Annotated in this window: 26 protein-coding genes and 1 riboswitch; of the genes, 12 read left to right on the plus strand and 14 right to left on the minus strand. The window is 39.4% G+C overall.

All coding sequences use genetic code 11. The annotated features are described in order from the left end of the window. Positions 1 to 11 precede the first annotated feature (11 nt). The 3 genes from UN64_RS10230 to UN64_RS10240 all read right to left on the minus strand — a co-directional run bounded on the left by UN64_RS10230 (position 12) and on the right by UN64_RS10240 (position 2,202). Positions 12 to 1,235: a cation:proton antiporter gene (locus tag UN64_RS10230; RefSeq protein WP_077362326.1), complete on the minus strand. Its 1,224-nt coding sequence runs from the start codon at positions 1,233 to 1,235 to the stop codon at positions 12 to 14. After that, positions 1,232 to 1,732, minus strand: coding sequence for a cation:proton antiporter regulatory subunit (locus UN64_RS10235; RefSeq protein ID WP_077362328.1), 501 nt, complete (start codon positions 1,730 to 1,732; stop codon positions 1,232 to 1,234). The genes UN64_RS10230 and UN64_RS10235 overlap by 4 nt, the downstream gene beginning before the upstream one ends. Positions 1,733 to 1,878: 146 nt before the next feature. Continuing rightward, positions 1,879 to 2,202 (minus strand): hypothetical protein, encoded by a 324-nt coding sequence (locus UN64_RS10240; protein WP_077362330.1) that lies wholly within the window; start codon positions 2,200 to 2,202, stop codon positions 1,879 to 1,881. Between the two features lie 203 nt (positions 2,203 to 2,405). On the opposite strand from UN64_RS10240, the gene gltP reads away from it, so the two are divergent. After that, a complete protein-coding gene (gene gltP, locus UN64_RS10245) occupies positions 2,406 to 3,668 on the plus strand; it encodes a glutamate/aspartate:proton symporter GltP (protein WP_077362332.1) in 1,263 nt (420 codons plus the stop codon). Between the two features lie 156 nt (positions 3,669 to 3,824). Here gltP and UN64_RS10250 read toward each other — a convergent pair whose 3' ends face one another. Continuing rightward, on the minus strand, positions 3,825 to 5,651 hold the full coding sequence (locus UN64_RS10250; RefSeq protein WP_077362334.1) for an APC family permease: 1,827 nt from the start codon (positions 5,649 to 5,651) through the stop codon (positions 3,825 to 3,827). 139 nt (positions 5,652 to 5,790) lie between these two features. Beyond that, a riboswitch (cyclic di-AMP (ydaO/yuaA leader) is annotated at positions 5,791 to 5,930 on the minus strand. A 139-nt stretch (positions 5,931 to 6,069) separates the two neighbouring features. Between UN64_RS10250 and UN64_RS21385 the strand changes: the two genes are divergently transcribed. Together UN64_RS21385 and UN64_RS10255 are read left to right on the plus strand one after the other, a co-directional pair. Continuing rightward, a complete protein-coding gene (locus UN64_RS21385) occupies positions 6,070 to 6,204 on the plus strand; it encodes a hypothetical protein (RefSeq protein WP_281249414.1) in 135 nt (44 codons plus the stop codon). Between the two features lie 128 nt (positions 6,205 to 6,332). Next, entirely contained in the window at positions 6,333 to 6,995 is a 663-nt protein-coding gene (locus tag UN64_RS10255; RefSeq protein ID WP_077362336.1) for a hypothetical protein, read from the plus strand. 21 nt (positions 6,996 to 7,016) lie between these two features. Here UN64_RS10255 and UN64_RS10260 read toward each other — a convergent pair whose 3' ends face one another. Then, the gene (locus UN64_RS10260; RefSeq protein ID WP_425590105.1) at positions 7,017 to 8,519 is read right to left on the minus strand and encodes a DHA2 family efflux MFS transporter permease subunit; all 1,503 of its coding nucleotides are present in this window, start codon (positions 8,517 to 8,519) and stop codon (positions 7,017 to 7,019) included. A 299-nt stretch (positions 8,520 to 8,818) separates the two neighbouring features. On the opposite strand from UN64_RS10260, the gene UN64_RS10265 reads away from it, so the two are divergent. Further along, positions 8,819 to 9,268 carry a GNAT family N-acetyltransferase gene (locus UN64_RS10265; protein ID WP_216352795.1) on the plus strand — a complete coding sequence of 150 codons (450 nt, stop codon included), beginning with the start codon at positions 8,819 to 8,821 and terminating at the stop codon, positions 9,266 to 9,268. A gap of 297 nt (positions 9,269 to 9,565) precedes the next feature. Continuing rightward, on the plus strand, positions 9,566 to 9,709 hold the full coding sequence (locus UN64_RS20900; protein WP_171978862.1) for a hypothetical protein: 144 nt from the start codon (positions 9,566 to 9,568) through the stop codon (positions 9,707 to 9,709). 182 nt (positions 9,710 to 9,891) lie between these two features. Here UN64_RS20900 and UN64_RS10275 read toward each other — a convergent pair whose 3' ends face one another. After that, positions 9,892 to 10,254: a histidine phosphatase family protein gene (locus UN64_RS10275; protein ID WP_306460360.1), complete on the minus strand. Its 363-nt coding sequence runs from the start codon at positions 10,252 to 10,254 to the stop codon at positions 9,892 to 9,894. Between the two features lie 21 nt (positions 10,255 to 10,275). After that, entirely contained in the window at positions 10,276 to 10,836 is a 561-nt protein-coding gene (locus UN64_RS10280) for a class I SAM-dependent methyltransferase (RefSeq protein ID WP_077362340.1), read from the minus strand. Positions 10,837 to 10,956: 120 nt separating this feature from the next. On the opposite strand from UN64_RS10280, the gene UN64_RS10285 reads away from it, so the two are divergent. From UN64_RS10285 to UN64_RS10295, 3 genes are read left to right on the plus strand one after another with little or no spacing between them, the layout of a single operon-like run. Continuing rightward, positions 10,957 to 11,853, plus strand: coding sequence for an aminoglycoside phosphotransferase family protein (locus UN64_RS10285; protein ID WP_077362342.1), 897 nt, complete (start codon positions 10,957 to 10,959; stop codon positions 11,851 to 11,853). Then, positions 11,843 to 12,388, plus strand: coding sequence for a GNAT family N-acetyltransferase (locus UN64_RS10290; protein WP_077362344.1), 546 nt, complete (start codon positions 11,843 to 11,845; stop codon positions 12,386 to 12,388). The genes UN64_RS10285 and UN64_RS10290 overlap by 11 nt, the downstream gene beginning before the upstream one ends. Further along, positions 12,379 to 12,903 (plus strand): GNAT family N-acetyltransferase, encoded by a 525-nt coding sequence (locus UN64_RS10295; protein WP_077362346.1) that lies wholly within the window; start codon positions 12,379 to 12,381, stop codon positions 12,901 to 12,903. Before UN64_RS10290 ends, UN64_RS10295 begins: the two co-directional genes overlap by 10 nt. 37 nt (positions 12,904 to 12,940) lie before the next feature. Here UN64_RS10295 and UN64_RS10300 read toward each other — a convergent pair whose 3' ends face one another. Continuing rightward, positions 12,941 to 13,477 carry a competence protein ComK gene (locus UN64_RS10300; RefSeq protein WP_077362348.1) on the minus strand — a complete coding sequence of 179 codons (537 nt, stop codon included), beginning with the start codon at positions 13,475 to 13,477 and terminating at the stop codon, positions 12,941 to 12,943. Between the two features lie 256 nt (positions 13,478 to 13,733). Then, positions 13,734 to 14,924 carry a metallophosphoesterase family protein gene (locus UN64_RS10305; RefSeq protein ID WP_077362350.1) on the minus strand — a complete coding sequence of 397 codons (1,191 nt, stop codon included), beginning with the start codon at positions 14,922 to 14,924 and terminating at the stop codon, positions 13,734 to 13,736. 318 nt (positions 14,925 to 15,242) lie between these two features. Between UN64_RS10305 and UN64_RS10310 the strand changes: the two genes are divergently transcribed. Then, positions 15,243 to 16,118, plus strand: coding sequence for an STAS domain-containing protein (locus tag UN64_RS10310; RefSeq protein ID WP_077362352.1), 876 nt, complete (start codon positions 15,243 to 15,245; stop codon positions 16,116 to 16,118). A 59-nt stretch (positions 16,119 to 16,177) separates the two neighbouring features. Here the strand turns inward: UN64_RS10310 and UN64_RS10315 are convergent, their stop codons facing one another. Next, positions 16,178 to 16,897: a hypothetical protein gene (locus UN64_RS10315; RefSeq protein ID WP_077362354.1), complete on the minus strand. Its 720-nt coding sequence runs from the start codon at positions 16,895 to 16,897 to the stop codon at positions 16,178 to 16,180. Between the two features lie 137 nt (positions 16,898 to 17,034). Between UN64_RS10315 and UN64_RS10320 the strand changes: the two genes are divergently transcribed. The 3 genes from UN64_RS10320 (at position 17,035) to UN64_RS10330 (ending at position 18,534) form a co-directional block, all read left to right on the plus strand. Continuing rightward, a complete protein-coding gene (locus UN64_RS10320) occupies positions 17,035 to 17,454 on the plus strand; it encodes an SRPBCC family protein (protein WP_077362356.1) in 420 nt (139 codons plus the stop codon). Further along, on the plus strand, positions 17,455 to 17,778 hold the full coding sequence (locus UN64_RS10325) for an ArsR/SmtB family transcription factor (protein ID WP_077362358.1): 324 nt from the start codon (positions 17,455 to 17,457) through the stop codon (positions 17,776 to 17,778). It begins immediately after the preceding gene. Positions 17,779 to 18,027: 249 nt separating this feature from the next. Then, positions 18,028 to 18,534 (plus strand): DUF3231 family protein, encoded by a 507-nt coding sequence (locus tag UN64_RS10330; protein ID WP_077362360.1) that lies wholly within the window; start codon positions 18,028 to 18,030, stop codon positions 18,532 to 18,534. Between the two features lie 185 nt (positions 18,535 to 18,719). Here the strand turns inward: UN64_RS10330 and UN64_RS10335 are convergent, their stop codons facing one another. From UN64_RS10335 to UN64_RS10350, 4 genes are all read right to left on the minus strand, one after another. After that, positions 18,720 to 19,325, minus strand: a complete 606-nt coding sequence (locus UN64_RS10335) for a GNAT family N-acetyltransferase (protein ID WP_245802003.1) — start codon at positions 19,323 to 19,325, stop codon at positions 18,720 to 18,722. 105 nt (positions 19,326 to 19,430) lie between these two features. After that, on the minus strand, positions 19,431 to 19,943 hold the full coding sequence (locus UN64_RS10340; protein ID WP_077362362.1) for a DUF2199 domain-containing protein: 513 nt from the start codon (positions 19,941 to 19,943) through the stop codon (positions 19,431 to 19,433). A gap of 81 nt (positions 19,944 to 20,024) precedes the next feature. Further along, a complete protein-coding gene (locus UN64_RS10345; protein WP_077362365.1) occupies positions 20,025 to 20,786 on the minus strand; it encodes a DUF695 domain-containing protein in 762 nt (253 codons plus the stop codon). A 143-nt stretch (positions 20,787 to 20,929) separates the two neighbouring features. Beyond that, on the minus strand, positions 20,930 to 21,643 hold the full coding sequence (locus UN64_RS10350) for a hypothetical protein (protein WP_077362367.1): 714 nt from the start codon (positions 21,641 to 21,643) through the stop codon (positions 20,930 to 20,932). Between the last annotated feature and the right edge of the window lie 85 nt (positions 21,644 to 21,728).

Genomic DNA, 21,728 nt, shown 5'->3' on the forward strand with positions numbered 1-21,728 from the left:
AGTCTCCTTCTTCAATTCGCTTTCTTTTTTATCTGTGGATTTTCTGTCTTCCAGTTAAAAATCCCATTTAAGAACGTATAGATTCTCTTTGATTCTTTTGTAAGCAAAGGGCCAAGGATGGCTAAGATCAATACATAAAGTGCAGAGAACGGTTTTAAAATCGAAGCTAATCCTCCGGCCATACCGATGTTGGCAACGATTATGGAAAACTCTCCTCTTGAAACAATCGTTAATCCGATGTTTGATGAAGCTTTATGAGATAGCCCCGCTCTCCTCCCCGCGATCATTCCAGCTGCAAAATTCCCGATGATCGTGATTACTACAGCTCCCAAAGCAAGCCATACTGCGCCGCCTAAAGTAAATGGATCAATACTTAAACCAAAGCTAAAGAAAAAGATTGCGCCGAAGAAATCCCTAAACGGAATGACCATTTTTTCAATCCGTTCACTGTGCTCTGTCTCAGAAAACACTAGTCCTAATAGAAGGGCGCCGATCGCCTCCGCAACATGAATGGTCTCTGAGAATCCAGCGATAAAAAACAAACAAGCAAAGATCACAATGATAAAAATCTCATTGGACGTGATATTAAGAATCTTGTTCAAATGTTTTGTACATGTTCTGGCAATAACAAAGAACAAAGCCATATATCCAAACGCGATTAAAATGGACTTAACTACTCCAAACACAGAAGTCGCATCACCAAATACCAAACCTGAAATGATCGATAGGTAAACCGCTAAAAAAATATCTTCGAACATGATTATTCCTAGAATCAGTTCCGTTTCAGGATTCGCTGTTCGTCTCAGATCAACGATGACCTTTGCAACAATGGCACTAGATGAGATCGTTATGATTCCAGCGATGATAAGAACTTCTAATAAGGGAAAGCCCATGATTAAGGCATAGAGCAACCCTAATGTAAAGTTAATCAGAATATAAATACTGCCACCTACAGCAATGTTTTTTCCAGACCGCACTAATTTCCCTACTGAAAATTCTAAGCCGAGATAGAACAGAAGAAATAATACACCCACTCTGCCAAAGAAGGTTATGATTTCATTACTGTTGATAAAAGTTAGGTCCAATACACCGATCACAGGGGCATGCGGTCCAACAATCATCCCGAAAATGATAAGGAACGGAATGATGGAAAAGTTTAATTTGTTTGCGAGCAAGGCCGCAATTGAAATGATAACTAAGGCAGTCCCTACTTCAAGTACGAGGTGGTTTGTCATTCACCCTTCACCTCAGCAGAGAACATCTCTTTTATGATTCTTTTCACACCATGTCTTTCTCCTGAGATAACTAGCATATCTCCTTCATGAATCATCGTTTCAGGTCCAGGGTTCAGCACCTTCTGATTTCCTTTCACAATGGCAATAACAGATACTTCATATTGCTGGCGAATGTCTAACTCACCGATTGTTTTATTGACTGCAAATGATGTGGGTTCAATTCTATACCATTCGATCATCAGTTCATCAAAGGCCATCTCAATGTTTTCAATTGCTTTCGGCCGATAGATGATACCGCCGATAATCGCTGCAAACTGTCTTGCTTCCGTATCACTCAAGGTTACAGAAGACAAACTCTCTTCATAATCATTTTTATCAAAATGGTAGATTTCTCGTCGACCATCATCATGAACGATCACCACCACTTTATCTCCATTTGCAATTTCCACTTCAAACTTTCTGCCGATTCCGGGTAATTCGATTTCTTTTACGATCATAACAATCTCCTTTTTTCATGTTTAGGCATGACAAATACACGTTCGAAGGTTTGTTTTTTCCGAACAATGAATCATGGATTTTTTTCTTTACGAAATAAACCCTTGTTGTTTAAGGATTTTTAAGAATAAATGGGATTGTATGATCATCAGAGGTAATTCGATTGGAATTGATAAGGGGTAAGAAATACTGCTTCCTTGTGAATGTGGTCACGAGAAGGCTCAAAATTAAATTCGGGCTGTTTAAGCATTAGTATGCTGCTATTTAACTGTATGTCTACTAGTCCCTTTTTTAATTTCTTACTTTTTGTTGGATATTCTCCAATAATCGTTGAAGCATCGTATGACGCGGCAGAGGATAATTCAAACACGTCATTCTGAGGCGGTGATGATAAGTTTTTCATATTATAGTTCGGAAATAATGATGTGCCGATAAACACATACAGCAAAGCCAACAATAAAAATTTACGCAATTCTTACTCCCCCCTTTCTCTTTGTTCATTTTACCATAAAAATGCACGTTCATGAAGTAAAGCAAAAAAGCTTTCACAATTAGATTTAACTATCAGAACACATACAATTGGCAATTTTTGAGTTTGACATTCATTCAATATTCTGACTAAAATATTCTTCATATGGACAACCAGAACAAACAACATGAAGAAGGTGAATCAAATTGAAGAAGGTAAGAATTAGTTTAGCTTGGCAAATTTTGATTGGTCTTGCATTCGGTATTCTGATCGGTGCATTGTTTTTTGGAAACGAAACCGTTCAAGGCTACCTGCAGCCTATTGGAGATATTTTTATCCGCTTAATTAAAATGATTGTTGTACCTATCGTTGTTTCCAGCTTGATAGTTGGTGTAGCAAGTGTTGGGAACATTAAGCAATTAGGACGTCTTGGCGGAAAAACCATTCTGTATTTCGAGATCATTACAACTTTAGCAATCGTGATCGGTCTATTTATCGCTAACCTCTTCCAGCCTGGAGCAGGCGTGGACATGAAATCGTTATCAAAAGGGGATATCTCGAGTTACGTTGAAACAACAGAATCTGTTGAAAGTCACGGATTTGCGGATACGTTCTTAAATATCGTGCCAACCAATCTTTTTGAATCTTTAGCTCAAGGAGATATGCTGGCGATCATCTTCTTTTCCGTATTATTTGGATTAGGAATTGCAGCGATCGGTGAACGTGGTAAACCTGTATTGGCGTTCTTCCAAGGAACAGCTGATGCCATGTTTTATATCACAAACCAGATCATGAAGCTCGCTCCATTCGGTGTGTTTGCACTGATCGGTGTGACAGTATCCAAATTCGGTGTTGAATCATTAGTACCATTAAGTAAGCTTGTCCTAGTTGTATACGGCGCGATGTTCTTTTTTGTCATCGTCGTATTAGGCGCAGTGGCTGCTATGGTTAAAGTAAACATTATTACGATAATTAAAATCTTAAAAGATGAACTTATCTTGGCTTATTCAACTGCAAGTTCAGAAACGGTACTACCAAAACTGATGGAGAAAATGGAGAAGTTCGGCTGTCCAAAAGCCATCACTTCTTTCGTAATTCCTACAGGTTATTCGTTCAATCTGGATGGGTCTACTCTTTATCAAGCCATTGCGGCACTATTTATTGCTCAAATGTATGGAATTGAACTTTCAATCGCTGAACAAATTTCCTTATTGCTCGTTCTGATGGTAACGTCTAAAGGCATCGCAGGCGTTCCTGGTGTATCGTTCGTCGTTCTATTAGCAACACTAGGGTCTGTAGGAATACCCCTTGAAGGCTTAGCATTCATCGCAGGAATTGACCGAATCCTCGATATGGCGCGTACAGCAGTTAACGTAGTGGGTAACTCTCTCGCTGCTGTTGTAATGTCTAAATGGGAAGGCCAATTCAATCCTATAAAAGCTCAAGAATACCAAAAAGAAGTAAGTTAATACTAAAAAAACCGTGTCGGCAATGCATGCTGACACGGTTTTTTCTCCTTTTGGCAAACCTCGATGTTATTGGAAATAGTTGATTTCCGCTCAATCGTGCTCCCTTTCCAAACAAGTCAATGAATCCCATGCTTCGAGCTTTTAAAAAAGGGAAACTTATTTCTTCAAATGAAACGGGACGGTGGCAATTACAATATCTCTTTTATATAACAAGTACGAGCGAATCAATAGACTCGATTGGTTGTGCAGGATATTGTGCCAGCCTTTTTTCGGTATAAATTGCGGTATAACAACTGTTACTTGATAATCATTTTCTTTTGCTTTATGAGCAACTGTATCTACAAATTTGGTCAGTGGTCCTAATATACTTCTGTAGTGAGAATGCAAGGTGACGAGTCTGACATCTGGTTGCCACTGTTCCCATTTCTGTTCAAACTTCTTCTGTCCTTCCCTTTCAAAGGCTACATTCACCGCAATAATTTGGTCAGGATTTAGAGATTTTGCATATTTCAGCGAGTTATCCACCACATGCGTCATCCCGGCAACCGGTACGATCATGACATTTCCTTTGATCTCGATTCCTGGTTCACAGGTAGTGAGTCTTAGCTGATCTCCTACTGCCTCGTAATGCTTCTTAATTCTGTGGAAAATGAGCACGATGATCGGAAGGAACACTAGGATGGACCATACCTGTGAAAACTTAGTCATGAAGAACATGAGAGTTACAACGAAACTGATAAGTGCACCAGTTGTGTTAACAATAAACTTCGGCACCCATCCTTCTGGTTTTTCACGAAGCCATTTTACCATCATACCCGTTTGCGATAAGGTGAACGGTACGAATACCCCTACAGCATATAATGGGATGAGATGCTCGGTTTCAGCATGAAAAGCTACAATAAGCAAAATGGAAGCTAACCCAAGAATGATTATTCCGTTTGAATATCCAAGTCTGTCCCCTCTTACTAAAAACATCCGAGGAATAAACTTATCTTTTGCCAGGTTCACAGCTAGCAGCGGAAACGCAGAATAGCCGGTATTGGCTGCCAATATTAAAATCAAAGCCGTTGTACCCTGAATAAAGAAGTACATAAAATTCCGTCCGAATGTTTCTTCTGCGATTTGAGAAACAACCGTAACCTCAGCTTTTGGGACAATGCCGTAAAAATACGCTAACGTTACAATACCTGAGAAAAGAATGGCTAAGAGTGCTCCCATCATCATTAACGTGCGTGCGGCATTCACTGGAGCAGGATCTTTAAAGTTAGGAATTGCATTCGAGATCGCTTCAACCCCAGTTAAAGCTGAACTTCCTGAAGCGAATGCTCTTAAAAGAATAAACAACGAAATTCCTGCTACCGGTGTTCCGATTGGAGCATGGAGATCTTGTGGAACGTCACCCGTAAGGATGTTATAGATACCTACTCCAATCAATATGAATAGCGCTAGAACAAACAGGTATACAGGATAAGCCAAAACAGATGCTGATTCGGTAACTCCCCTTAAATTTAAGACAGTAAGGAAGATAACGAAAACGATCGCAATCTCAACATTATAATCGTGTAAAGTTGGAAAAGCGGATGTTATCGCATCAGTTCCTGCCGATACACTTACCGCTACCGTTAAAATATAGTCAACGAGCAGCGATCCCCCTGCTACCAAGCCTGGATTGACGCCTAAGTTAGTCTTGGAAACGACATAGGCACCGCCCCCATGTGGATAAGCATAAATGATTTGGCGATATGACAGGATCAATGCAGTCAAAAGAAATAATACACCTACCGCGATCGGAATCGAATACCAAAATGCAGCTGCTCCCACCGTTATTAGGACAATTAATATTTGTTCTGGACCATAGGCCACTGATGAAAGGGCATCCGATGAAAGAATCGCTAACGCCTTCGTTTTGTTGATTTTTTGCTCACCTAATTCTGCTGATTTTAATGGCCGGCCGATAAGCAGTCTTTTTATGTTTGTTAACATCTATCTTCTCTCCGTCCGGAAGTAATCTTTTTCTTCTTCATCTTTTCCTTATGAACACTTTTTTAAAAACAAAAAAAGTCCGCAAGCCATCACGAAAAATGACTTGCAGACCTTCATTTTCAGGATCCACAAGTTCCACCTTCCTTCTCATAAACGCTTACGGAGTTAGCTGTCGGATTCGGGCCATTGAGTAGCCCTACCTAAGAAGGATTCACCCCTGGATTACATGTAATCCGTAAATGGTTCCCCCGCACCTATTGGTCTCAGCGATTTAGAAATTTGAAACTGTGATAATAATACTCCTGCTTTTTAAAAAAGTAAATAACATTTTTATGTAGAATAAGTATAAGAGAAATTGTACATAGTGATGATAATTGCCCTAATATTTAAAAATGACCTTTAGTACAAGGAGTTTACTATGTCAAAAGAGAAAAACCCCTTATTCTCCGATGAAGAATTAACTGACTTAGCCCAAGAAATTAATGAGCATTACGGTAATGATGAGCAACATGAAGACTTTTCGGATTCAAATGAGATAAAGTCCGAAATATGAAAACTTAAAGAATCGAAAAAAGCACTGTTAAACGCAGTGTTTTTTGTTTACTCTTTAACACTGGATTATTTTCAGGCAAATGAGGAAGATTAGGGTGTACTCTTAATGACTTTCAGGAGGCGATTAGCATGATCCGAACTCATAAACTACATATTTTAAACGGACAAGAAATGTACAGACATTTTACAGAAACACGATTCCTTGAATATGAACTGAAAATCCCCTTTAACGAGGCGATGTGCTATGGAAACACGTCAGCAGACATTTTTTCAAACGAATTTGCAGAGATTCGTTCAAAGGTTCATCACGTAACACGTGATATGTATTCAGAGGTCACGCTACAACCTCTTGAGCCATTAGTAGATCATGAGTTTGAAAGAATCGAACTTTGGTTTGACGTTGATATGTTTTGTCAGATCAATTACTTAACGATTCTAGCCTGGCTGGATCAAGCAAATCATCAAAATCCGATAACGCTTCATATCGTAGATGATCAGTTTGAACCTATCGAACATTATTCCTTAAGAGCTCAAGGATACTATGAGCTTTACAAACTCGTTTTGATGCACAGATCGATGCCTGATTCTATTAATCCCCCGCCTTTGAAAAAGGGAGTTGAGCTCTATTTGCATTATCTAAAAGAAGACAGCGAAATAATAAAATTCATTCAACAAAATCAGCATCTTACAGAAAACGAACTGGTTGCTGAACTTCTCATGAGTTTCAAAGAATACGGATTAGGAGATCTGCAATACGCGGATATGATTAAAAAAAGCCGATTATCTCAGTAGTGAGACGACCGGCTTGTTTTTTTAGTTTACTGCATTTTCCTTGACTGGCATGCTATGAGCTTGCGGAACTGCTCGTTTAATAAATAAGGAAACGATCCAGGCGATCGCAACCAGCCCAAACGCGAGTAAGAACGCGCTTTTCATTCCAGCAATCATGGCTAGAATCTGCATGGTAACTCCATCTTCCTTCATTCCCTCACTCTCCAGAAAACGAGCAGACCTGTTCGTCATGATTGAAACAAGCAATGCCGTTCCAACCGCACCTGCTACCTGCTGAAGTGTGCTGATAATTGCCGTACCATGTGGATATAAAGGTGGCGGCAGTTCGTTTAGAGCGTTGGTCATGATCGGCATCATGACCATTGATATCCCTAACATCAACAGTGTATTGAAAATCATGATTGTGATGTATGGAGTGGTTAAGTCGATAAGAGCAAACTGCCACAGCGTGTTGGCAATCAGACCTAATCCGATCAGAGCTAGCCACTTGGCACCGAATTTATCAAATAAACGGCCTGTTATCGGAGACATGATCCCCATGACGATCCCGCCCGGCAGCATGATCAATCCTGCTTTCAACGGACTGTACCCCAACGCGTTCTGAAGAAAGATCGGCAGCAGCATCATGGCTGAAAACATTGCCATCATAACAATCATCATGATCAGTGTGGACATCCTAAATATGCTGTACTTAAATGTCCGAAGATTAAGCAGTGGTTCTGAGATGGTCAACTGTCTCCAAGTAAACAACACTAATGAAACAACACCGATTGCAATCGGAATCAAAACGTCATTGCTCGACCAGCCTCCATGTCCTTCACCTGAACTGCTGAAACCATAGACAATACCCCCAAACCCTAACGTTGAGAGCAGCAGCGAGATCAGATCCACTTTTGGATTCGTCGTCTCTGTAACGTTTTTAAGCTTTGCATATGCAAATACTATAACTAAGAGTGCAATTGGCAGCACGCCGTAAAAGAGTACCCGCCAGCTGAAATGCTCGACAATGATTCCTGAAAGGGTAGGTCCGATCGCAGGAGCAAAGGTAATCACAATACCGATCGTCCCCATAGCTGATCCCCTTTTTTCAAAAGGAACAACAGAAAACACGACATTCGTGAGTAAAGGAAACAGCAATCCCGTCCCCGACGCCTGAAGCAGCCTTCCGAGAATAAGAAATTCGATCCCTGGTGAAATGGCTGCTATAAATGTTCCGAGTGTAAACAAAGACATGGCTCCGAGAAACAAGCTTCTTGTTGTAAACCGCTGAATGAGATAAGCAGTAACCGGAATAAGAACGCCAATAACAAGAAGGTAGCCTGTCGAGAGCCATTGCGCCGTACTTGGTTCGATTCCAAAATCGGCCATGATTTTTGTCAGAGCAACGTTCAGCAGTGTTTCGTTCAAAATGGCAACGAATACACCGAGAATCATAATCATAACTAACAAAAAGTTGGCTTTGCTGCCGAACGTTCCCCCTGTTTCAGTTGATTGATTTTGATTTTTCACTTTTTCTCCTTTCATTCAGATGATGTGCACAAACTCGCGCAACCATTGAAATGAGGTTAATTATAAAATCACAGTACTAGGATTAACATATTTTAAACAGAACAAACATTCGCATTCAATACTATCACAATTATGAAGAAACTGACAATCATCCTTTTGTTGGAATTTCGCTATAAAATATTCTGCGCATTCAATCCCTACTCATTACTCATTTTCTGTTCTATATCTTTCATAATAACTATCAATTATACTTTTTTAATAGGATATTTATAACATTAGAGCTAATCATTTTAATGTAATTGGGGGGGATTGTTGTGAAAGATGTAAAACACGAATTGTATATCGCGTCGATAGGAGACGGAGATCCTGAACTAGACAAGCGACTTTCCGATGAATTGGATAAGGTAAATGCTGCAGCAACGACAGGGGTCGATGTGGCAAGGGAATTAACCATAAAGATAATAGACGATTCAGGTGAACTTGCAGCAGGCATGAGCGGATGGAGCTGGGGTGTTGCAGCAGGAATCGGAATGACTTGGGTGCGTGAAGATACACGCGGAGATGGTCTCGGTTCCAGACTGTTGAAGGAATTTGAGGCTGAAGCGCTAGCGCGAGGCTGCACCCACGTGTTTACAACCTCATTCACTTTTCAAGCACCCGGCTTTTACGAGCAACACGGCTACAAAGAAATTTTTCGTTGGGAAGGCGTTCCTACCCCGGACGCTGCCGACGTGCACTTTCGGAAGGAATTAACTAAATCCTAATAGTAGATTTATGATGGATTAGTGACTTTTCTGGGAGAAATCACATTTTATGCACGGTAATCGCTCATTTATACACGGTAATCTAAAATAAATGCGCGGTAATCTTCAATATATGCACACATAAAAAATTTTATAGAATTTTCGACAAGTGACAGCTTAAGAATGTTGTCCTCTAATAGAAAAAATCAGGAGAAACTTGATCATTCTCCTGATTTTTTATGGTTTAACTTTCAGATGAAATTGAATACACGCTTTCATTCGTGGCAAGACTATTTTTACAAAGGAGAGATGATATATATGAACACAAAAGACTTTAAAGCAGCAAATCTATCAGAAAATCTGGTCGACGAAATTCAGTCCCTTGAAGAAAAGCTCAGCCAGCAAGCGAACAAAAAAGTTGTCGTTATCGCTTATGAACAAGGTTTAGAGGGTAACCTGTAAAGAGAAATAGACGCCTATTTCTCTTTTTTTATTTAACTAATGACTTCTTCTCAAATGAATAGGTTTGGTATTTTCCGTTATCTGATGAGTACCTTAAGATGTTCTGATCTGCTGGGATTCCATGAAAATAGGCTCGGATTGCCCCAGTGGTGCATCTGTGACCAGAAATGAGGATGTTTGTTTCACTGTCTCCATATTTTAGTTCCAACTCCTGCATAAAACACCCTTTTAACAAAATTCTGTTTATCCTCAACTCCCTGATAAACATTTCGATCGGGAATCGCTCCATCCAACACCACTTCTTCTTTTCTCAATCCGTCCGCTTCTCCTAAATCGAATACGTCTAATCTTGAATCAACGACAGGAGCTATTTCAGTTGCGATCTCCGCCGTTTGAACTGCTCTTTCTTGTGGTGAAGAGAAAACATGATCGAATTTGATCTTGTTCATCTCGTTTTTTAACTCTTCCGCCTGCTGGACCCCGAAATCATTTAAAGGCAAACCGTTTCTTCCTTGCAGTCTTCCCTCTTTGTTTAGATTTGTCATAAATCATCCAACTACCTCCGTTTATACTTTTTTAATTGCATCTATAATAAGCGATGGAAAAGAGAGTTTTTCTTGATTTCGCGAATCGATTTTCTTAGAACGAAAAATCACTCCATCCTGTTCATTCCAATCTGTATGATGGAATTTACCTTCCTCATCACAATACTCAAGCAATCTCACTTCAAACCCAGCAGCTTCAAACATATTTGATAGTGTTTGATAGTTGTAGACAATTTTATGACTTGCGGCTGGGTGGTCTTTCGGTCCTGGTCCGCCGATTTGTACAATCCTTTGGTATTCATCATTTCTGAAAAAACCATCTGGCACGGCACAACGAAAATAACCGGACGGCTTCAAATAGTCATAACAAAGTTTTGCAGCGGCTATCCCCTCTTCAAACGAAAGGTGCTCCCAAACATGTTCAGCCAATAGAGCCGTTATGGAATTTGGTTGAAATCTATCCTTCCACGTATCAGGATTCAGTAAATCCAGCTCACTTTCTTGTGTATGTATCCAGCCGGGGTTATTCATAAATTCTCCCGCACCAATAACAATCCTTATATCTGAATGAGACACAATCATCTCGTCACTCCTTCAATTACTTTTTCCAGAAGTTTATTATTTCGTTAACTTTGTTGTATCTCCTTTTTCGCTTATATACACATTGGAGAATTATGTTAAATTGATAGTGGAGGTGTTTGTATGGACATCAAGACGATTATCGACGAAATAACGAATTTTGGTATCTCAAAAACAATCGTAGAAACGAAGCAGTTAAGCGGCGGCACAACGAGCAAACTCTATCTGCTCCGTGACAGTCAAAATAACAAATACGTTGTGAAGTTTAATGAACCACACGTGTTAAAGGCAGAGTCTCATTATCTAGCTTTTTATAAGGATGTGGATTTCCTGCCCGACCTTTTATATACAGAACCTGACTACCGTTACATTGTTTATTCATTCGTTGCAGGTGCTGTTGACTATCCTCGTAAAAATAAAAAAGAGATGCTGCAGACATTGGTCCAGCAATTAATTAATCAATATAGATCTGTTGAAGAACCTGCCAGCTGGGGCTGGGCAGATGAACTCACCGATTCGTGGGAAAACTTCTTATTGAGTAGAGCGAACGAGTCATCAACCATTTTGAACACTTATCTTGAAAAAGAAGATCATGACTTCGTTCTGGATCTAGTAAAAAGCCCAAACAGAAATCGTGAGTTCACACAACCATTCTTGCTGCACGGGGATTGCGGTGTACATAACTTTATTTTTACCGAAGAGAAACTGACTAGCGTGATCGATCCGACTCCTGTTTACGGTGAACCGCTGTACGATCTTATCTATGCATTTTGTTCTTCACCAGATGATTTAACAAATGAAACGATCCAATCAGCGGTGAGTCTATTAAAAGATTATGAAAACAAGAATGATAGATTTTTGTACGAGGCAGTTTTAATTGGTCTATATTTCAGAATGGCAACCTGTGTCCGGCATCATCCAGAAGATCTTAAGGAATATCTTATTGCTTGGGATTATTGGAAAAACATCGTCAAAGCGGCTTCTTTGAAAAAAGAATCTGGAGGAAGATATGTCTTATAGCGATAAAGAATTAACGATTAGACCCATAACGGATGAGGACTTACCGAAACTATGGGAACTGATTTATAAAGAAGAATCACCTGAGTGGAAAAAGTGGGATGCTCCTTACTACGAGCATAAGGCTCTTCCTTTTGAAGAGTTCATGAAACAAAAAGACAAGTTCATCGGGTCAGAAAGCCGCTGGGTGATCTCGGTAAATGAAGAAGTGATCGGAACGGTCAGTTACTATTGGGAACACAAACCTTCTAACTGGCTTGAGATGGGCATAGGGATTTATGATCCTGCGTTCTGGAGCGGAGGCTACGGAACTAGAGCCCTCAAGCTTTGGATCGCACATTTATTTACAACTATGCCACTTGTTCGAGTTGGTTATACGACGTGGTCTGGAAACGAAAGAATGATAAAGGTCGGAGAAAAATTTGGAATGACGATGGAAGCGAGACTCCGAAAGTGCCGTTATTATAACGGAGAATACTATGATTCTATTAGGATGGGACTGCTTCGAGAAGAGTGGGAGGAAAGCCAGTGTATCTAAAGTCAGAAAGGCTATTAATCAGAAACTTTGAAGAAAATGATTGGAAAGCTGTTCATGAGTATACATCTGATCACAATGTCATGAAATACATTCCTGAAGGAGTTCTTTCCGAAGAAAACACAAAGGAATTTATAAATAAAAATAGGCATGCAGAGCCAGAGCAGTTCCCGGTGGTACTGCTCGATGAAAACATTCTGATTGGACACATTTCTTTTCATAAATATTTTGGTGATCATACGTACGAGATCGGCTGGGTGTTTAATCCGAAATACTACAATAAAGGGTATGCATCAGAAGCAGCCCAAGCAGTATTGAAATATGGATTTGAAGAATTGAACTTACATCGGATTATCGCAACCTGCCAGCCCGAGAATCCTCCATCCTACCGCGTAATGGAGAAGATAGGCATGAGAAGAGAAGGTTATTTTAAGAAGTGCATTCCCCATGGAGACGAATGGTGGGATGAGTATTATTACGCGATTTTAAAAGAAGAATGGAAACAAACAAACGCCTGATACACATCGCATCAGGCGTTTTTCAATAGTTCAAGTTCTATGTAAGGACCGGGTCACGATCTCTTTCTCGTTCTCTTTCGCGTTCTCTTTCACTTGTTCGATTAACAAGAACACTTCTATATTGAGCTGCTCGATGGAGTTTTCCTACTAAGGAAGCGCGGGTGTTAGCGATGGGTAAATCCATGCCGTTTGAAAAAATAACGCTGGCACGCTTATGACCAGTTCTATCAATTCTTCGGATGTGCGGCTGTGCAAGCCATATGCAGGTATCATTTCGTGGTGATTGGATTGGAAAAAAATACAGGTCAAGTTTTGAGTCGATCATGATGGGAGCAAAGCACATCTTGCCCATATTGATGCGTGCTGCTTCCTTCTTTCCATCATAAGAACCGCCATAGTATAAGCAGTTATCTTTGATGATCCGAAAAGGTTTCTTTTCGACCAGGATTACTGCTTCACGTTCATACACTTCCGAACAAACAGCACCTTTCTCATTAATAAATGGAACGATCGCCATTGTGTCACCGTTGATCTCGTAATCCTTAACCTTCTCATGCGTCATTGTTAATCTCATTAATTTCCTCCTGCGTTTCAGTTTTTTGTTTTTTAATTCATCAACCAAACTATCAACTACCCCGTTTAACCTCCTAGTTAAGTTTTATAGTACAAAATACCCTCTAAATTGTACTATATAGTAAGATATTACCATGGAATTTTCTGTAAGTCTACCTTTTTCGTCATAAATTTTCAAAATATTTAGAAATTCATTCATTTTCAACAAAAAAAGCCTGAGATTAAAAATCCCGGGCTTTTCGTCTATTAAACTTCGACTATATTTTTACCTTTTCTTTTTCTTCAATCGGTGCTGGATCTACACTCTGATCATTAGCTGTCAGGTCGATTCCATGATCCTTGGCGAACACCATATGTGTATCAGATAGAACGTTCTCTTTACTCAAATCGAGATGGAACACTCTTGCCCCGCGAAGTCTATTCTTCTCAGCTCCTGGAAGTCCGTACGCACCGAATCCTGTGCTTCCGCTATAACCAAGCATGATGCCGTAATAGTTTCCAGCATACGTATTGATATGGTCATGTCCGCAAAATACTCCTTTTACGTCTCCTCTATACTGCATAGCGGAAAACAAACCGCTGTTGAAGGGTCCCGGACATTCATCTTCGTTTCTTTCACCCGTGATTTGATGTTTTTCCGCTGCACGGGAATGATCTGCTTCCGTCCGGCTGTCAACACTCGCATACCACATATAACGGTGTTCCCATAAAGGAATGTGTATGAACATGAGGGAAGGCACTTTATAGCCAAACCTGTTCTCAATTCTTTGGGAAGTTTCATTATACCAGTTTACTTGGTCAAATCGCAGCCAGTCCCATGTGGGATAACCTTCAAAGTCTTGCCCTGCGATCGTTTTAGGTGCATATCTTCCTGCGTCCAATAACCATAAGTTGAACACTGCTTTCTTTGCCTGAGCATCCCAAATGAGCAGGTTCATGTTGCCTGTTCCTGTAATATTTGCTCCTTTATCGTTCATATTATGTTTGTACGATCGGTAAAACTTCAGCATTTCACTTTCATCAATACCGCTTTTTTGCGTAGAATCCTCATCATGGTTGCCAAACGTTACGGCCCACTTGATTCCGCGCTTTTCCATAGGTTGGGCAATATTGTTCATTGCCTGCTTCATCTCAAGAGGTGTATCGCATCCTCCAGTAATATTGTCACCATTCAATACAACAAAGTCAGGTTTCTCTGCATCCAGCACTTTTCCCATAAGCTCTAGCGTACGTCGGTCAATGCGTTCGTCATCTTGAGTATCATTGAACTGAACGACCTTGAACTTACCATTTGAATGGAATCGAAGAACCTTTTCTTCATGATGATCAGCATGTGCTGTTTTATTAAAAAGTGAAGTCGTGTCACCAAGCGAACCAATTGTTAACGCAAGCGTACTCGCTCCGCCAATCTTAATAAAATCACGTCGATTTACTTGTTTTGAACTCATTCCAAACCCCTCCATGATATGTACTGGTTTAACACTGATAGCATACCAACTCTATTTGGAGGAAGTGTTTAGGTTCTGTTAAGGTTGTTCAATGATTACATAAATACATTTTTACATGAAGAAGCCCCCATAAATGAAGAATGATAAACTATGAAACTTCCTTTTATCTTTTTATAGAAAATCGCACAACCAAAAGAAGGACAACTGTTTCTTTTATGGAATTTTTAATATAAAAATAATCTTCCTTGTTCCATTTCATAACAAGTACATCTCTATGTCATACGTAACCATCCTTATTCTCATTGGAGGCTATTGAAAATGGAACTTAAAAAAGAATCGTTTGTAAAAATCGGACTGGCATTAGTAGAACAAGCACCCCTTTTATCTAATAAAATTTTAGCTCAGCGTTTTGACAGACATCCCCAAAAATCCACATTGCCTTATGACTCTAAACAATCTTTGGCTTATATTCAAGAATTTATCGAACTGCTTGGATCAACCTTAACTCTCAAAGGTAATCAGGCTGAAAATGTATTAATGAACTGGGCTGAACAGACCGCCATGTATGCTGTAGATTATGGACAATCACTGGATGTCGCCATGCAACCTCTGCCCTTTATTAGAAAAGAAATTCTAAATGTTATTGAAGACCTTGCCTTTACAGAATCATTTTCTGTCAAAGACGTTATGTGTGTTATCAAAAATATTGACATCAATCTGGACTTCGCCTCACATACGTTCAGTCAGACGTATGTGAAAAGTCATCAGAAGATCGTCAATGAAAAAAATCAGGCACTTCATGAGTTATCGGCACCGATCGTTCCTCTATTTGATGGAATAGGTGTCCTTCCATTAATCGGTGAAATTGACCATGAACGGGCACAGATTCTCCAGATCAGAACGCTGGAGCGTTGTGTGGAAAACAAAATATTCTCACTAGTAATCGACTTGTCAGGGGTTCACACCTTAACACCTGAAGTGCTCCAAATTATATTCTTACTGATCGATTCGCTGCGCCTTCTCGGTGTACGGGTCATTGTCACCGGAATCCGTCCAGAGATTGCGTTAACAGCTTCTTCGTTCGGAATAAATATGCGCGATGTCCAGACCAATGGGAATCTAAAGCAAGCCTTATCTGCCTTAGGCTATGGAAAGTTGATTGATAACAAAAACACACCACCAGTCCTGCGTTGAGGAATGGTGGTTTTTCTATTTATTAAGTTTGTTGCACTCGGTTATGACATTTCATGTGTTTAATCTATAGAAGCAAATTCCTTCTCAATAATGTCAGCGACTGCTTCATTCCCAACAGCACCCGCATGAAAAACTTTGGAATCCAGATTATACCTTTGCCTAAAGGTGATGCCGTTCATTAGCTCAAATTCCAAGAAAATCGTTTTATTCTCATCCCAAGTGTCATTTAACTTTTTGGGATCATGCAGCTGAAGAGGCAGCCACTCTTTAAGGAATGCTTCTTTGGATGCAGGCGAAAACGTATGAATTCTCCTGCCGTCTAACGTACTTTCAATATGAATGCCTTTTACTAAGCCTTGTATCGGATAAAGCTCTCCAATTGTTTCGGCTTTTTCATTTTGATCCACAACAAAAACTCTGCTCGCCGATAAGACATCTTTGTTATAAGCGACTACAGCAAGTGACGGTGGAATATCCTTGATGGCGTATATCTTTGTGCCTTCTTCAAGCAGCGTCGCGTCGTTATTTTTCATCTCATAACCCTCACACGCGTTATCCGCCATCTTATATTTCACTTCACCAAGAAGCTTCCCTTTTTCCACTTGTACCTCTTCATGATTATCAGGATCTGGGAAATCATGCTGATAGTGGTTATCATTAATCATCAACGTATCCGCCCATTTAGCTTCCACCGGTGAACAATCTCTAAATGTACTTCGACAAGAGGATAACAAAGATAATATCGTTATCAATAATAGGATTGTTGCAACATGCTTCATAAACTTCCTCCTATAAACGTTCAATAAAGTCTACTTCTCTAAAAAGGTAATATATCCCTTTATATTGACATATAACCTAAAGGTGTTATATCCTAAACATGAAACCAATTGGTTATATTTTTGAGGAGTTGAACTTAATGGCAGCATTACAAGATATTAAGCAAACTGTTGTTTTTGATGCACCGATTCAAAAAGTATGGAATTCAGTTTCAACTGCAGAAGGCATGTCTTCTTGGTTCATGCCGAACGATTTTAAAGCGGAAGAAGGTCACGAATTTCATATCCAGTCCCCTTTTGGGCCGTCACCATGCAAAGTGCTCGTGATCGATGAACCTCATAAGCTTTCTTTTAGCTGGGATACGGATGGCTGGGTGGTTACCTTCTTATTAAAAAAACAAGGTGACCAGACGGAGTTCACTCTTATTCACAGCGGCTGGAAAGATGAAGATGCGATTGTCGGCAAGGCCGGCGAAAAGAGTTCTGTTATACGTGACCGCATGAACGGCGGCTGGGTTGGCATTGTTCATGAAAGACTTAAAAAGGTAGTTGAGAGCTAAGTGACAGCACCTGCTGAAAAACATGATGTGTTTAAAGCGATCGCTGATCCGACGAGACGTGAAGTACTTCGTCTGCTCGCAGAAAGTGAACGGCCGATCTCAGAGATTGCCGATCATTTTGATATGAGCCGGACCGCGGTAACGAAGCATCTGAATATCTTAACAGAAGCCGAACTGATCTCTGGCCGCAAAGAAGGTCGCGAAAAGATCTACCAGCTGCATCCTGAACCGCTGACTGAAGTGAAGCAGTGGCTCTCTTATTATGAGAAGTTCTGGGAAAACAAGCTATCTATGCTGAAACATCTGGTTGAGGACGAAAAATAAGAGAAAGAGACGAATTAAAATGCAAGATTGCCGCATTTTTAATTCAGTCTCTTTTTTTAATTGGTGTACTTTAACACCCCGTAAATCGGTGAACTACGTACATCCCTACTCTTATTATTCACCCAGTTGTTTTTTTTCTAATTCTCACTAAGTATAAAAGAGAAAATAACTCCCATACTACCTTTGTTACGTTTTTTCTATAAAAGGAGAAAGTAAATGAATCTCAAACAAAATATAAGGAGTGTTGTTATGGGAATCTTAAGTGGAAATCCAAAGGATGAGCCAATGCATTATGGAGAGATTTATGGAGCTTGGACACACCTGCTAACAAACCACGGAATGATTGCTGGTTACCAAGTTTATGTTAACCACACGGGTGATAGCCAACTAAAGAAGATGGTTGAAGAAGCGATTGAGGGACTTAAGAATGAGAATAAGCAAATTGAAGAATTACTAAAGGCGAATGGAATCGGTTTGCCACCTGCTCCACCAGAGCGTCCGGTAGCTAAATTAGAAGATATTCCGCCAGGCGCACGATTCCTTGATCCTGAAATCAGTGCTTCTTTATCAAAAGATGTTGCAGCAGGACTTGTAGCTTGCAGTTCCATGATCGGACAAAGCATACGTGAGGACATTGGGGTTATGTATGGACAATTTCATTTAGCAAAAGCACAATTTGGTGCTAAGATGCTGAAGTTGAACAAAGAAAAAGGTTGGTTAGTTCCCCCTCCTTTACAGGTTAAAGCAAGTGAGTAGCTTAAAAAGAGCAAAGATTTTTTTGCTCTTTTTTAGCTATTAAGTGTACTGTTTTTACTGAAACTTCAGGTTCAATAAGATTAGTATCTGACGGACTGCAGTCTGCCTATTTAGAAACTGTACTTCATGATGGAACTCGTATTTCACGGTTTGGGTGAATAACCATACGGCTGTTGACTCCAGGATTAACTAGGGATATATGATTCTTCTCTATCCTTAAACCCTTGTTTTATCGTACTCCAATCATCCTTAATAATGGAATAAAGAACTGTATTTCTTATAAAACCATCTTCAAGAATTTTCTCGTTCCTCAAAACTCCCTCTCTTACAGCACCCAGTCGTTCTATAGCTTTTTGCGAGCGGATGTTCCGTTCATCTGTTTTGAATTGTACCCTTACAAAGCCTAATTCCTCAAAACAATATTGCAGAAGTAAATACTTACAATCAGAGTTTACAAATGTCCGTTGAAATTCAGGAGCATACCAAGTCGCACCTATTTCACACGAATTATGATTAAAATCTATATCGTATAGACTAGTGGTGCCCACAACTTTATTGGTATCCTTGAGAATGACTACAAAAGGCAATGCCTTCATTTGTTCTCTCAGCTTTACTTTACTGGCTACATTCTCAACCATATCTGACTCTTCTATAACTTTTCTTAGCATAAAATCCCATACTTCAGGTGAATTAATATGAAATAAATCTTTAGCATGTTCAATTTGTATAGGCATCAGCTTTATTCGATTATTCTCTAAAACAGGAAGATCTAAAAATATATGATGATTCAAGCAAACCTCTCCTAACCATGAATGTAAATTTCTAAAATCATTTATTCCATAAAAAAAGCATTTCTCCTTCTTGAAGAAATGCTTTGGTTGCGAACCATATCAGTGTTACATTTCACAAAAATACTCTGCTATTTCTTTTACCCGATCAATTGTTATTCCTTCTCTTTGTTCAACAGAAAGTGGGTGATCTGTAGGTTCAAGTTCAATATACGGACGCAGATCTATGGAACGGGTATGTACATAGGTTTTCATATTTAAAGTGTCCGGATAAAACGGGAGATGTGTCGATAACCATCCAAACATAGGCTCTAACTCTTCTCTATCAGGATTATCCCAATTCTCTAAAGTGCGTTCAAAATTCTCTTCACTAAGTGATACCCAAACTCCCCAAACAAATGGTTCGTTCAAACCTTTAACTGGTATCTCGATACAACCTCTTATAAAGAAATGTTCACCGTCCATCACACATAGATCATCGTTGATTTCAAACCGCTTTTTACGTTCTCTTTTAGAAGCTTCTTCGTAATATATAGGTGCAGGACTTCCATAGTTTAAGGGAAGTTCGTCATGGTATTTCCCACAGCATCCGCATATGTATCCTTCGATAACATCTGTCATCCTATTGCTCCTCCATCATACCTTGAAATATGAATTTCACCCCTAAGTTTCTAACCATGGGTGGTTTTCTAAAGAATGTGACTAATTATTTTTTTGAATAACAGGCGATTCCCAACCGTCATATTGACCGTTATGTTGTTGTGCCGCTGCAATGATTGTATCGGTTACCGAATCAATCAAGTGATAATCCACACCATCTTCGCGAGAGATCGTAATGCTGTATGTCCCATCTTCATTCTTTTGCTGTTCGAAATTTTCTGTTGTGAAGCCTTCATTTTGGATATCTTGTTCAAATGCTTTTAAATCATCCAATGTTTCAAACTCTATCCAATGTTCAATCTTACGGGGCTCTTCTAAATCATCATTCTCGTTTTCTAGCAGTTCTACTAATTCACGATTGGACATCTGCTGAAATTGATACTCGTCAGGATATAGGAATTCGGAATAAAAGGACCACGGTTCCTCTTCTTCAATTCTAGAAATTTCTGTTTCGTATCCTTTTTTATCAAATACAGCTAATGCATGTTGATCAATGATTTTGACATGTTTCTCGTTTTTAGCATAATAAAAAAATTCTCGTGTGCCGTTGGTTGTTACCCTTCCTACCTGAACAATATCTTCATTATTCAACCGTTCCATCAGGTCATATTCCCACTCACAGATTCGTTCATCTTCTTGTTCGCCGGGGTTACCTATCTCTGTTGGATTTTGGATCGTAATCTTCACAGAAAACAACCATTTATATTTTCTAATATTTACTTCTTCTGTTACGTCCAAATCTACAACGATTGATGCTAAGTGATCATCTACCACATCCAAATAAAAGTTCCAGTTATCAGACATTACTTCTCCTCCTTATTCTTAAGTATAGAGATATACTGATTTTCAGACTATATCCTTTTATTCCTATCTTTTACATATTCCGAACAACGCTGCTGATTTCTTCCTTTTTCATAAAAAACTCCGGAAACTATCGGCAGCAGACTTCAAAACAAATTCCTCTCAATCTTCCAAACTAAGTTTTCAGGTTTGTCCTTTTCTAGAAATGTTAAACGGTAAACCATCTTGTAGTCCTTATCAGCAAACTCTACTTTGTGATTTAATTTCCATTCGAGGATCCCATAATCACTGAAAAGATCTTGTTCGTCCGTGTTTTCTAGCGAGAAGAGTTTCTCACTATTAACCACTGTCCCGTTTCTTTTTTTAATCTCCACATATACGTCGATACTACTTACCTCATGATGACACTTAATGTTACAAATATACTTCTTGTTCGGGCTGCTCTTCTTTAACAGCAGAAAGGTATTTTCATAATCTGCTTGTTTAATTCTGTTATAAATATTTTCTAAAACATGCAGCTCACAGTTGAACCCTTGAGCAGCTTTCTTCATACCTTCATGGACAATCTCTAGCGTCCTCTTCTTCTTTTCACTTTCAGACGTCAAAGAAAGGAAAGCTTCAATATCAGCCTCCACGTATACAGAGAAATAATTAAAGATGTTATGCTCAAACGTATCAATTTGCTTTTTCAGTTCAAGACTCTCAATACAATAGATTTGAATGCCTTTATCTTCTTTAGCGTGTAATTTAGGTAAAAGACGACTATAAAAAGAAACAATTGCTCTCGTTTCATGAATGAACTTCCAGTTGAGATCCTTATCCTTTGGGACGTATAGCTGAATATCTTTGATGATAGTCATTGTATATTCTCCTTTTATCAATAAAAAATCCTGTAAATTTAGTACCCTTTGATTACGTTTTACTAAGTATCCATTAATTTATAAA

Origin of the sequence: Fictibacillus arsenicus, assembly GCF_001999465.1 — a bacterium.
Taxonomy (GTDB): domain Bacteria; phylum Bacillota; class Bacilli; order Bacillales; family Fictibacillaceae; genus Fictibacillus; species Fictibacillus arsenicus.